This window comes from Treponema sp. UBA7567 (assembly GCF_002476655.1).
Classification (GTDB): domain Bacteria; phylum Spirochaetota; class Spirochaetia; order Treponematales; family Treponemataceae; genus Treponema_D.
The window spans coordinates 1-13,125 of the sequence record NZ_DLLH01000076.1 but is presented as its reverse complement, the minus strand read 5'-3'; the positions used below and the strand labels follow the sequence as shown (position 1 = coordinate 13,125).

General features: G+C 40.5%; 8 protein-coding genes. 3 read left to right on the top strand and 5 right to left on the bottom strand.

Features of this window, described 5'->3' with window-relative positions; all coding sequences use genetic code 11:
- Positions 1 to 812: 812 nt before the first annotated feature.
- The 3 genes from B3Y13_RS09950 to B3Y13_RS09485 all read right to left on the bottom strand — a co-directional run bounded on the left by B3Y13_RS09950 (position 813) and on the right by B3Y13_RS09485 (position 4,831).
- Positions 813 to 1,319 (bottom strand): BadF/BadG/BcrA/BcrD ATPase family protein, encoded by a 507-nt coding sequence (locus tag B3Y13_RS09950; RefSeq protein ID WP_422664336.1) that lies wholly within the window; start codon positions 1,317 to 1,319, stop codon positions 813 to 815.
- 243 nt (positions 1,320 to 1,562) lie between these two features.
- Complete coding sequence (locus B3Y13_RS09490; protein WP_296666668.1) at positions 1,563 to 3,074, bottom strand: hypothetical protein; 1,512 nt, start codon at positions 3,072 to 3,074, stop codon at positions 1,563 to 1,565.
- Positions 3,053 to 4,831 carry an adenylate/guanylate cyclase domain-containing protein gene (locus B3Y13_RS09485; protein ID WP_296666665.1) on the bottom strand — a complete coding sequence of 593 codons (1,779 nt, stop codon included), beginning with the start codon at positions 4,829 to 4,831 and terminating at the stop codon, positions 3,053 to 3,055. The genes B3Y13_RS09490 and B3Y13_RS09485 overlap by 22 nt, the downstream gene beginning before the upstream one ends.
- Positions 4,832 to 4,940: 109 nt before the next feature.
- Here B3Y13_RS09485 and murJ point away from each other — a divergent pair, with 109 nt between their 5' ends.
- Both murJ and B3Y13_RS09475 read left to right on the top strand, forming a co-directional pair.
- Positions 4,941 to 6,635 carry a murein biosynthesis integral membrane protein MurJ gene (murJ, locus tag B3Y13_RS09480; RefSeq protein ID WP_296694182.1) on the top strand — a complete coding sequence of 565 codons (1,695 nt, stop codon included), beginning with the start codon at positions 4,941 to 4,943 and terminating at the stop codon, positions 6,633 to 6,635.
- Between the two features lie 88 nt (positions 6,636 to 6,723).
- Positions 6,724 to 7,869 carry a M24 family metallopeptidase gene (locus tag B3Y13_RS09475; protein WP_296666658.1) on the top strand — a complete coding sequence of 382 codons (1,146 nt, stop codon included), beginning with the start codon at positions 6,724 to 6,726 and terminating at the stop codon, positions 7,867 to 7,869.
- On the opposite strand, the gene B3Y13_RS09470 is transcribed toward B3Y13_RS09475, so the two are convergent.
- A complete protein-coding gene (locus tag B3Y13_RS09470) occupies positions 7,866 to 9,608 on the bottom strand; it encodes a tetratricopeptide repeat protein (RefSeq protein ID WP_296694179.1) in 1,743 nt (580 codons plus the stop codon). The two genes, B3Y13_RS09475 and B3Y13_RS09470, sit on opposite strands and share 4 nt — an antisense overlap.
- A 32-nt stretch (positions 9,609 to 9,640) precedes the next feature.
- Positions 9,641 to 11,155, bottom strand: a complete 1,515-nt coding sequence (locus B3Y13_RS09465) for a fibronectin type III domain-containing protein (protein WP_296694176.1) — start codon at positions 11,153 to 11,155, stop codon at positions 9,641 to 9,643.
- 10 nt (positions 11,156 to 11,165) lie between these two features.
- Here B3Y13_RS09465 and uvrC point away from each other — a divergent pair.
- Positions 11,166 to 13,125: excinuclease ABC subunit UvrC (gene uvrC, locus B3Y13_RS09460; RefSeq protein ID WP_296694174.1), on the top strand; the 1,960-nt coding region annotated here is incomplete at its 3' end.

Below are 13,125 nucleotides of genomic sequence, written 5' to 3'. Positions count from 1 at the left end.
ACGCGGCGCGATAGTGAGTGATTGTTTCTACTTCGCCAGCATCAACTCCGAGTGCCGCCTGGAAAAGCGCCTCGCCATAACCTGTCGAAACAGAACGCGCAATATAGCAGTCTTTCGGCAAAATTTTATAAAGAGTTTTTAAAACGCGGACAGCAAGCTCGACAGGATTTCCTGCATTTACATCGTAGAAATCCCAGAGAATTTCGCCTTTTTTATTGATGAGAACGGCTTTTGTTGTAGTTGAACCGGCATCAAGACCGAGAAACAGAGGGCCGTGTTCATCTGCAAGTTTTCCGCGCTTTGCCTTGTCCTTTGCATGGCGCTCACGGAAAATTCTTAAATCCTCTTCGTCCTTAAAAAGCGGTTCAAGGCGCTGAACTTCGTTTAATTCCGCGCCATTGAGATTTTTAAGGCTGTCCTTAAACTGAGCAATAGTCAAAAACTGTTTTGGAGATTCTGCTCCTACACATGAAAGTTTTTTTTCTGCAGAATATGCCGCTCCGGCAGCAACAAAAAGCTGAGAATCTTCAGGAACGATTGTTTCTTCCGGAGTAAGCTTTAATGTTTCGATAAAGCGCTGACGCAGCTGATCCAGAAAGTGAAGCGGCCCTCCCAAAAACGCCACATTTCCGCGGATTGGTTTGCCGCATGCAAGACCAGAAATAGTCTGGTTTACAACCGCCTGAAAAATCGAAGCGGCAATGTCTTCGCGGCGGGCGCCTTCGTTAATAAGCGGCTGAACGTCAGTTTTTGCAAAAACACCGCAGCGGGCGGCAATCGGATAAATTGTTTCGTAACCGGCCGCAAGCTTGTTAAGACCTGGCGCGTCGGTTTCNNCCGGAAGCATCAGTTTCCAAAAGAGCTGCCATCTGGTCAATAAAAGCTCCAGTACCGCCGGCACAAGTTCCGTTCATGCGCTGTTCAACACCGCCGGTAAAATATGTAATTTTTGCGTCTTCTCCGCCAAGCTCGATCACAACGTCTGTCTGAGGAATGAGTTTTTTTACAGCAGTTGTGGCTGCAACTACTTCCTGAATAAAAGGAATATTAAGCCACTGAGAAACAGAAAGACCGCCAGAACCTGTAACTTTTACAGAAACAGTATTGTTCTCACCCAGTTTTTTTTCAACTTCTTCCAGAGCCTTTGTAACAACCGTGATAATTGTATTGCGAATGTCTGCACGATGGCGCTGATAATCGCCGTAAATCACTTTATCGTTTTGATCAAGACAAACGACTTTTACAGTTGTAGAGCCAACATCAATACCAATACGGATTGGAGTTGACGCAGGAGTAAATTTAACATTGGAAAGTTCCATCAAGTACCTCAAATTTTACGGATGTATATATATGAAAAGTTATAAAATTTTTTATTTTTAAGCTTCTGATAAATTTAGCACTTATATTTTGAAAATTCAACAGATTAGGCAAATTTGCCGCTTTTATAGTAGAATTTGAATGTTTTTACAAAAAACTTACGCCTGATTGCAGCCGCGCGAAGCGTTCGACTTGTCGAATGAAACGGCGGAAAGCAGGTTAGAGCAAAAAATGCCGTCCAAATTCTATTTTTTTTGATTTTCTGGCGCTGGAATCACAAAATAAACGCGCGCTCCTGCCGAAAGCACGTCTAGATTAAAGTTTTTTGTTGTATTTTTTGGAGCGGCGGTATAGTTTTGGGCGTTTTTTGTTACTGTAAGTTCGCAAAGAATGCGTTTTCCGTCGCGAATTTGCGCGTCAAAAGTTTGAATTTCTGGCGAAACAAGGTCTTTGGCTGAATTTGCAACATAAAGTTTTAGATTATTCTTGTCCGAAGAATTGATTATGCAAGCATGGGCCGGGAATGTTTTGTCTGAAAGGCAAATTTCTTCAAAAGCGTCTTGAAATTCTGAAATCTGGGCATCTTTTTGTGAAATTTTTGTTTTTAAGCCATCGATTTGAGTCTGCATCTGGTTTTGAGCCTGCGCCATTTCTGTCGTAATCGAAAAAGCCAGACGCTGCATTGCCGGAACGTAATGGCGGATTGTGTTTTCGAGAGGAATTGTTGAAAAACGGTTGGCAATCGTGTTTAAGTCGTCGAGATAAACTGCGGCATTTTTGACGGAAGAAGAAAAAACTTCTGACGGCGACTTGAATTGCGAAAGATATTCTGAAGGTTCAAAACGAGAATTGAACTGGATTGCGGCTGTTGATACCGCATTTTTTGGAATTCCCGTTTCTAAAATTATCTTGTCCTGAAGCGCAGACTGGCTGCGTGCGTCCGGGTCGAGAAGGTCGATTTTTGCCTGATATGTTTTTCTGACGTTTTCGACTGCTTCGCGTTGCTGTTTTACGGCTTCGCGTTGCTGCAAAATCATCTGAGTTTTTAATTCACTTATGCGATTCTGGTATTTTTTTTCGAGGTTTCGAATTTGAATATCGTTTAGTTGTTTTTGGCTGTCGAGAACAGCTTCGTCTGCCTGGGCTGCAGAAAGTTTTTGCGGGTCGTAGCCTGAAAGTTTTTCCTTAATTTCTGCAATTTTTGCGTCGGCGGCCTGAATTTCCGGCTCGTATTTTCCGCGTATGCTTTTTACAGAATTTTTGTATTCTTCCTGAATTTGCAAGGTTTTTCGGGCAATTGCATCTTTGCTTGAAACTTTTGAAACTGTACGCAAAACATATAAATCATTTTCGCGTTTTTGGTCGGCTGCGTTCAATTCGTCATCGCGCTGAGAAACGAGCATTTCTTTTGCCTGAAGCGCGTTTGCATAAAGAGATTCTGTTCTTCCGGCAGAATTGAGAAGAGCACGAAGATTTAAATCGTTGAAAGTGTCGATATTAACCTTGATTTTTCTGTTTTGAGAAGTAATAAAAAGCGTAAGTCCGGCAACTAAAAGGGTTACGACAACGGCGCACACGCAAAGAATTATGACTACAGAACGGTTTTTGTGCTGTTTTGTACGCGCATATTCTTCTTCGAGGTTGTATTGCGCCGCTTTTGAGTAACTTAATTTTTTTAATTCGTCTTTTAAGAAAAGCTGAACTTCTTTGTGAGTTTTAGCTTCCTGAAGTTCGTTTATTTTGTTGTCATTGTCCATATTCCCATCCAGCCGTCAGGAGCCTTGAGCTTGCCCATTCTTTCCAAAAAGACCTGAGCTGCTTCAAGTCCGCAGTCTTTAAATGATTTTCTGGCCGAGTTCCAGTCGCCTGAGTAATAGGCAGAAAGCGCGGTTTCGAAAAGTCCAAATTTTGTTTTTAGCTCAGGCTCGCCTTCTTCAAGGCTTACAGGGAAAAATATTTTTTTTCCTTCTGTTTTGCCTTTTACCTGAACAGTGTCAATTTCGTAGAATGTGTATTTGTCCGAAAAACTTTCAACTTCGTTTTTTACGTATTCAGAGCAGATTACAGGAAGATGATAAATTCGCGTCAAACCTTCAAGACGGCTTGCTGAGTTTACATTGTCGCCGATTACAGTGTTTGTCATGTGCTCGTCTGAGCCGATATTTCCGTAAAAGACGTTTCCGCCGTCAATTCCAACTCCAACGTCGATTAAAACAGCCTTAAAAACCCGGTCTTCGGCTTCGGTCAAAGTCCGTTCTTTTTCGATTTCTGTCCGGCGAAGAATCATTTTTTCGCGCAGCTGCGCCGTCAGTTTTGTAATGTTCCAGGCCGACTCCACAGCCTCAAAGGATTTTTTCTTTGAAGAAGCAGTCCCGTAAATGGCAAGAATTGCATCTCCGATAATTGAACCGATTACTCCACAGTTTTCATGGACAGCGTGAATTACACGGTCGTAATGAACGTTTAAAAGGTCGATTATGTCGTTTCCGAGAGTTTCCGTTCTGTAAGTAAAACTTTTTATGTCTGAAAATAAAATCGTCAGGTTGCGTCGTTTTCCTTCAAGCCGAATTTGATGCTCGTTATAAGCTTTTGCCACAACGTCTTTAGAAACAAATTTTTGAAAAATTCCAAGAAGATTGCTGATTGTCGAAGAAAGTGAATTAAAACTTGCCGCAAGATAAGTTATGTCATCGTTTGGAGAAGAAGACAAATCGATTGTTTCGAGTTTTTGATTTTGCTGCATCTGGTAAAGGCTGCTCGTGATTTTTTTGACATTTGCAAGAATTTTTCCAAAAACCTTAAAACCTACGATTAGAAAAGCAACCAGAAGAATAAAAATTATGAGTGAAATTACGGCAAGAACGACAAAAGTCGAATGATTTGTGTCTGCGCGGGATTCGCCTCGGATAAAGTAGCACTGCCAGTCTTCCTGATATTTGTAAACTCCAAAATACGAACCTTTTTCCGTCTCAAAATTCAAAGAACCGTCAAAAATTCCATTTTCATAATCTGAATTTATCCGGGCAAGAGCAGCTTTGTCAAAAAAACTGTAGTCTTTTTTTTCTTGTTGCTCAGTTTCGCCAGAATTTACATTTTCCGGTTTCTGAGCGTCGTCAAGCTGAGCCTGAAAAATTTTCTGCTCGTCTGTTTCTGTGCCGTCAGCATAAACTTCAAAAAGAATGTTTCCTTGCCTGTCGATTGCAGCCGCAAAACTCTTTGGAAAATCAAAGCCTTTTTTTGAAACGCTCTTCAACGCTTCAATACAAGTCTGTCTCTCGCCGTTAAAAGAAAAAATCTGATATTGATTTCCTGCGGCTGAATACAAATCTTTGAGCTGGCTCACCATAATCGTATTGTTTAAATTGATAATTTGCTTTTGGCTCAAAAGTAGATTGATTGTATTTGTTGTGAAATTTGAAAGCAATAAAAGAACTGTAAAAACTGCGACAATTTTTAAGGAAATTGGTACAATTCTTGTCTGGCCGACCTTTTGAAAAAATTGTTTTCTGGACATTTTAGATTTTCCCCAGTTTTTAGTATAAAACCGCAATCTTAAAAGCGCAAGAAAACGAATAAAAAAATGTCATTGCAAACACCAGGTTAAAAATATATTCTCTATAAGTATGAATACAGAAAACAATTCTCCTGCAAAAAATATTGCGGCCGGACAAAAAAAATCAAATACAAAAAAATCACTTCTTGCATCCGGGCTTTCTCTCTCATTTTTTACGCTTTGCTCAAGAATTTTAGGACTTGTCCGCGAAATGACAAAAGCCTCTTTTTTAGGAACTTCAAAATTTGCGGACGCATTTGGAATTGCTTTTATGATTCCAAATCTTTTGAGAAGACTTTTTGCCGAAAACTCAATTTCTGTCGCTTTTATTCCGACTTTTCGAGGGTATCTTGAAGATTCTGCAGATTCTGGAAAAAATTCGGACGAATTAAAAAAAACAAAGGAATTCTTAAATTCAACAATAACACTCATAAGCTTTTGCACAACCGTTGTTGTAATCCTTGGAATCGCGTTTTCTCCGCTGATTATTCCGTTTTTTTTAGACGCGTCGGATTCTGTTTTAACGGCGGAAGCAGTTCTTCTTACGAGAATAATGTTTCCTTACCTTTTTGTAATTTCGGTCGCAGCTTTTTTTCAGGGAATTTTAAATGGCGTAAAAATTTTCAGTCCTTCAGGTTTTACTCCAGTTCTTTTTAATTCAATTGTAATTGCCTGCACTTATATTTTTACTCCGATCCTTACAAAAAATGTCGCCGGCGCAGAACTTCGCGCACAAATGGCAGCCCGCGCAATGTCGCTCGGAGTTTTGATCGGCGGTTGTGTCCAGGCAATTTTTCAGCTTCCTTTTGTAATAAAAACCGGCTGGTTTTGCCATTTTACTTCGCTCAAAAAAGCGTTTAAAAACCCTGGCACTAAAAAAGTTATTGCGCTTGTAGGTCCGACAGTAATTGGAATGGCTGCTTATCAGCTGAATGATGTGATTTCGACGGCTCTTGCAGGAAAAGCAGGAACAGGAATAGTTTCTTCTCTCCAGTACAGTCTGCGCCTTCAAGAACTGATTCTAGGAATTTTTGCTGTTTCGATTGGAACCGTAATTTTGCCGGATTTGAGCGGACTTGCAAAAACACAAAAATGGGAAAATTTTAACAGGCTTCTTTCGCAGGCAATCAAAATTATCGCTCTGATTTCGATTCCAGTAACTTTTTATTCGCTTGTATGTGGCAAAGAAATTATTTCTCTTGTCTATAAATCGAAAAATTTTAATGATGAATCAGTTCATCTTACTCTTGCGGCATTTCGATTTCATATTGCAGGACTTTTTTTTATTGCAATGAACAGAGTTGTCGCTCCTGCTTTTTATGCACAGGGAAACACAAAAACCCCTACTCTGGCAGGAATTTTTGGACTTGCAATAAATATGATTTTTGCGCTTATTTTGATAAAACCTATGAGCGGAGGAGGAATTGCTCTGGCGCTCACCCTCGGAAGCCTTGCAAATTCCGTTTTGCTTTTTGTTTTTCTTAAAAAAAATGAACAGATTGACGTAAAAGCCGTTGTCGGCGGAACAATTTTGTATTCGCTAAAAATTGCCGTGCTTTCGATAATTGCAGCAGTTCCGGCAATTCTCGTTAAAAACGCGACATCTGCTTTGTTTGCAGGCCGCGGAAGATTTGTAGAATTTGGAGGAGCAGTAATTTTGACAGCAATAGTTTTTGCTTTTGCAGGAATTTTACTTTTGCTTATAACAAAAGATCCTATGCTTGCAAGCGCTAAAAATATGGTTCTAAAAAAAGTAAAAAAATAATTTGAAGAACAGTTTTCAATAAACAAACCGTCCGAACAAAAACAAAATTTATGTTAAAATACAATTTGATTTAGGGAGATAATTCTAAATGAAAAATTACACAAAAGATGAATTAAAAAAAATATATGCTGCCAGACGTGAAAAACTTTTTGCATTTATGAAAGAAAACAAAATCACTGCGGCGGTTTTTGAGGACACCGAAGGCCGCAGAGACTTGAGCGTCCGCTATTTTACCGGACATCCTTCGGACGCGCTTTGGATTTGTTCTAGCGATGGAAAAAATGCGCTTGTTCCTTGGGACGAAAATCTTGCAAAAGAGCGAAGCGTTGATGTTAAAATCGTTCCATATAATAAGTATGACAGAAAAAATATTGAAGCCGTTCGGGAAGTTTTAAAGTCTTTCAAAAAAAATGATCCGCGCCTCAAAGTTGAAGTTTCGCCTGCAACTCCATATCCGCTGTTTTTAAAGTACGTAGACGCGTTGCAAGGCTGGGACGTTTTGTGCAGAGAAAATTCTGTTCATGACTATGTGCTTTCTCTGCGCGCCTGCAAAGATGAATACGAGATTGAATGTACAAAAGAAGCGGCAAGAGTCGGAGACATGATAATCGAAAAAATCGAAAATGGAATTGATGACGGCTCTATCAAAACAGAAATGGATGTTTCGCTTTTGATTGAACGAGAATTGAGGCTCAACGGCTGCGAAAGAAACGGTTTTGACACTTTGGCCGCAGGTTCTTCAAGAAGTTTTGCAATTCACGCTTTTCCAGGCTACACAAGCGCTCCATGGCCTGGAAAAGGTCTTTCAATTCTTGATTTTGGAGTTGTTTTTGAAGGCTACACTTCCGACACTACACTCACAGTTGTAAAAGATGCAACCGATGAACAGAAAAAACTTGTTGAACTTGTAGAAAAAGCCGCAAAAGAAGCTCTGCCTTACTATAAAAATGGTGAAAAAATCAAAATGGCAGGTCTTGTTGCTGACGAAGTTTTCAAAAAAGCAAAGCGCGAAATGCCTCATACTTTGGGACATGGAATCGGACTTGAAATCCATGAATTTCCACGGGTAAGCGCAAAACAGAGCGACGACCTTGTTTTTAAGCCGGGAATGATTGTCACTCTTGAGCCTGGACTTTACGATTCAAAACTTGGCGGCGCACGTCTGGAAAACGATGTTCTTATTACCGAAGACGGAAACGAAGTAATTACTCACAGCAAGATTATTTACCGTTAAAAAGGAATTTTTTTGAGCAAATTTTCCATTGCGAAAACAAGATTTTTATCTGGAATTTTGTTAGAAAGCTCCTTTACGACTTTAAAACCGTCGGACAAAAGCTGTCGAGAAGATGAACTTTGTCCGATTTTTTGTCCGGCAGGCTGAACAAAACCGCCTTCAATAAGCTCATTTGCCTTTTCAAAAAGACCTTTTTTGCCCGAAAGCCGGGAAATTACAAAATCAAGGAGAATGCGGGTTTCACTGGTCTGAAATTCGCATTTTTTTTCTTCAGGCAAGAATTCCAGGAGCTCACGAAGTTTTATAAAAAGCGCAACTTTTGGATTTTGAGGAAGTTCTTCAACAGGTTCCGGTTCAAGAAAATCAAACGGTTCAATAGCTTCTAATTCCTGAGAAAAAACAGAAATTCCATCTGGAATATCTTGAGATTTATCGTCAAAACTTTCAAATTCTGAAAAACCTTGTGCTTCATCATCAAAACTTTCGAGTTCCGGCAACTTTTCTATGGCTGGCTGTTCTGAAGGTTTTAAGCCTGCGGCTTGCTGAATTTTCTGCGGACTCTCTTCTGGCGAATTTTGTTTTTCTTCCGTCAATTCCGGTTCATTTTCTTCATCTTGCCCATTTTCTTCCAGTTCGGGAATGTCTTCATCTTCAAAATCTTCCTGACCAAAAGTTTCAAAATCAAAATTTTCATCATCACCGAGTTTTAATTCGTCAAGGCTAGAATTTTCTTCGGTTTCGTCTTCTTCATTTTCTGCTTCCGCCAAAGTTTCGTCTTCCGGTTTTTCCTCCGCAAGATTTTCTTCGGTCTGCTCTAATTCAATTTCTGGCTGAATTCCGGCATTTTCTTCGTCCTGACTTTCTTTTTCAAAATCAGATTTTTCGCCGTTTAAATTTAATTTCTCTGAGGCGGATTCTTGATTTTCCGGCTGAATTTTGTTTCCGTCCAGATTTTCATCATCTTTGTTTTTTTCAACAAATTTTTCCACATATTTTAAATTTTCTTCGAGAATTTCGTCATTTGGGTTGACCGACAGCGCCCGTTTTACAAGTTCATGAGCTTCTTGAGCGCGATTTATTTTTACGAGGAGGCGCGAAAATCCACCGACTGCATCATTCCAAAGCGGTTTTGAACGCAAAGCCCTGGAATATGACTCGCAGGCTTTTTTATAATCTCCAAGTTCTTCATAACTTTTTGCAATATTTAGCAAAAGAACTGGATGGTTTGAGTCGACATTCAGCCCGCGCAAATACCACTGGACGGCTTTTTCGTGTTCATTTTTTTGAGCATAAATTGTTCCAAGATGATTGTAAGCAAGAACATCTTCCGGGTTCATTTCAATCGTATCTTCAAAACATTTGATTGCATTTTCCGTGTCGCCCATAATTTTGTAGGTAAAACCAAGATTGTATGAAACCTGGGGATTGTCGCTGTCAAAAATCAAAGCCTGTTCAAGGATGGCGATTGAATCTTCGTACATTTTTAAACGCCGGTAAATTCCGCCAAGAGTTATTAAAGAGTCAAAATCGCCTTTTGAAAGCTCAACTATATTTTTAAAGACAGGAAGAGCAAGGTCATCCCGGCCGCTTTTCATGTAAAGATTTCCAAGCTGTTTTAAAAGTTCAACATTGTTTCTGTCTTCTCGCAAAAGCTGGCGGTAAAGGCGTGCGGCAAGATCAAAATCTCGCGCCAAAGTTGCAGAACGTGCCCTCGAAAGCAAAAGTTGATTTGGGACCATAAATCTTCTCCAGTCAGTTAAGTCAGCGGAATTTATTTTTTTGCAAGCCGTTTTGCTGGACGGGCAAAAACTTCATTGGAAAGCTGGCCGTTTATGTTTTCATCCAGTTTTGAATATGTCGAAACCGCAAAATAGTAAATCGTTCCGTTGTTAAGTCCTGTCAGCGTAATTGAAGTTGAATTTCCAGCATTCACAGGAGAAACTCCTTCAACTGCAGCTCTGCCAAGATATTCTCCCGGCTTTGAGCCGTAATAAACATAGTAGCCGCCGGCATTGTCGTCAATCGAAAAACGCCAGCTTAAAGTAACTTCGCCGTCGCCGGGAACTGCCTTTACAAAAAACGGAGGAAGCGGAGCTTCGGGTTCTGTATATTTTACGGTCAATTCCGTAATTTTCGGAGTTTGCTGGCAATTTCCGTCCGGCAAAAGTTCGGAAGCAATTTGAAAATATTGTCCGCTAACGCCTTCTATTTTTTCGTCCAGCGAAATTTCTTTCCATTCAGGATAATTTTCTGTCCAGCCGTAGCAATTGTCGCCAGCACGCACAAAAAATTTCAATTCGGTCTGGGCAGGAACACTTACGATTCCCTCAAGGCTGTCAAAACTTGAGGCGCGGCTTACAAGGATTGGCCTTGTTTCAAAACGGCCGCCTTCCGCCTTAAAAGATTCGTTTCCGCTTGCGAGAATATTTTCATCGCCTTTATAAGCGGCATTTTTTATACATATGCTGTCAATTTTCCCGGTAAAAGAAGGACAGATTTCGATTGTTGAATTTTTCCCAATGACTGGAGTGCAGACTGTTCCGCTTTCGTGGCGAGTCGAAGTTATAAATTTTATGTCTTCGGTTTTTCCGTCAACAAGATATTCAAGACATCCGGTTTCCTCATCAAAACTTACTGTATGACGGCTCCATTTTTGAGGAATCACCGGAGTTGAGCCTTTTAAGACAACTTCGCGCTCAGAAAGCCCCGGAAATACATTTAAAAATCTCCATTCAATCCGATTGTTCAAAAAAACAGCGCTAACCGTCTGAAAATCCGTGTATTTTGAATAATTTATTGAAGTCTGCCATGAATAAATTTTTTCGCCATTTTCTGCAAGCGACGGCGAAATCCAGAATTCGACCGAAAATGAGCTTCCAGGAGCATAGCTTCCGGAAAAAGGCGATGTATCTTTTTTTAAGACCAAACCTTTTTTTTCTCCGCGGCTTAAAGCGGCTCCGTTTCCTTTTGCAGCGTCTTTTACAGGCAAAAGATTATTTTCTATTATTTTATAATTTCCTTTTCCATCAAAATCCGAAATTTTTCCGTTTTCAAAAAGTAAAAACAGTTCTGTATCTACGTCGACAATTTGAGTTTGAGAAGAAAGCTGGAGAGCATCAAAACCAAAACGTCCCTGTCCTGTCGTAATTCCTTTTTTTATAAAAAAATCATTCCAGCCGTTTTTTCCGCCAAGAACCAAAGTTTTTTCTGAAGCGGCGGCTGTTGACACAAGCACAAAAGCCGAAGCAAAATATGCTAGACTCAATTTTAATATATTTTTTTTCATAAAACTCATAATGAATACTTCAGTTAATCCGGCCTATGAAATTCTTCACGAAACCGCACTAAAAGCACCTTCCTCCAGCGGTGTGTATTTATGGCGAAACGAAAAAGGAACTGTCATTTATGTCGGCAAAGCCAAAAACCTAAAAAACCGTCTCTCTTCGTATTTTTCCGGTGAGCGCCACATCAAAGTTCAACTTTTGGTGACAAACGCAAGCTCGATTGAATACATAACCACGTCAAACGAATACGAGGCGTTTCTTCTCGAAAACAACCTTATAAAAAAATATTCGCCGCGCTACAATATTCAACTAAAAGACGGAAAATCCTATCCTTCGCTAAAAATTACGAATGAAGAATTCCCACGGGTTTTCAAGACGCGGCAAATCAAAAAAGACGGCTCAATTTATTACGGACCGTATCCTGATTCAGGAGCCCTCGAAACTTTTATAGAGACACTTTACAAAGTTTATCCTGTAAGACATTGCCGGACATTCAAAAAAAGAACAGCTCCCTGCATGTATTACCACATCGGCCGTTGTAAAGCGCCTTGCTGCGGAAAAATTGATAAAGATTCCTATAATGAATTTATCGAAGAAATAAAGTCCTTGCTTGAGGAAAAAGGTGATGAAACTGCCGCAAAATTGACATCAATTATGAAAGCCGCTGCCGCTTCGCTAAATTTTGAAAAAGCCGCAAGAATCCGCGACGGACTGCGCGCTTTGACCGTCATGCAAAACCAGAATCTTGTCGAAGATTTTGCTTCGGTGGATGACCGCGACTACATTTCTCACTGGCGCGAGGGCGAACTCGTAAGTTTTACTGTCTTAAAAATCCGTGGCGGAAAACTGCTCGGGCGCGACAATTTCCGGGTAGAAAGCATTGCAGATGACGATGAGCTTCTTGAAGAATTTGCAGCCGCATATTATTCGGATACAGCAGACTTGCCGCCTTCAGTTTTTATTTCCGAAGAAGACAACTCGAAGGTTTTGGGGGAATGGCTGGAAAATTTAAAGCCGGACGAAAAACAGGCTCAAAAACCGAAGACAAAGCTTGTGACGGTAAAATGTTCCCAGGACGACAGGCGTTTTTCTGCCGAAAACAGACGGCACGCAGCAATTCTCAACATGGCAAAAAACAACGCCCACGAAGACATTATCCGGAGACTGAGGGAACGCGGGGATATGCCGGCCCTTGAAGAATTGAAAAAACTTCTCGGACTTCCACGGATTCCAGACAGAATCGAAGGTTTCGATATTGCCCACATTGGCGGAAAATTTCCAGTTGCTTCTCTTATCAGTTTTTGGAAAGGAAATCCCGACAAAAAAAATTACAGATATTTCCGTCTGAAGACAACAGACGGCGTAATTGACGATTTTGCATCAATGCGCGAAGCGGCGACAAGACGCTACAGCCGGCTCAAAAATGAAAATGAAAGTTTGCCGGACTTGATTTTAATAGACGGCGGCATAGGCCAAGTAAATGCAGTTGATGGAATATTAAAGGCGCTTGATCTTGATATTCCGATTGCAGGACTTGCAAAACGCGACGAAGAAATATGGCGGCCTCATACCTCAAAACCAATCCGCCTTCCAAAACAAAGCGACGCTCTAAGGCTTTTGCAGCGCGTCAGAGATGAAACACACCGTTTTGCGACCAGCAGAAACCAGACTTTAAGAACAAAAGAAAACACAGTGAGCATTTTTTCGACATTGCCGCACATTGGCGAAAAAAGAGAAAAATTGCTTCTAAAAACTTTTACAACAATCGAAAACCTTGCAAAAACCGAAGAATCGCAGATTGCGCAACTTTTGCACATAAGGGCGGACGAAGCCGGCGAAATTCTGCTGTCTGCAAAAAACCTTGCGCAGCAACAAAAAGAAGCAAAAAGAAGCAAAAAAATGGTTTTAAACCGTGGACTGAACAATGAAAATTACAGTTCAGCCGGGGAAGAAAATTCGTACACAAAAGCGC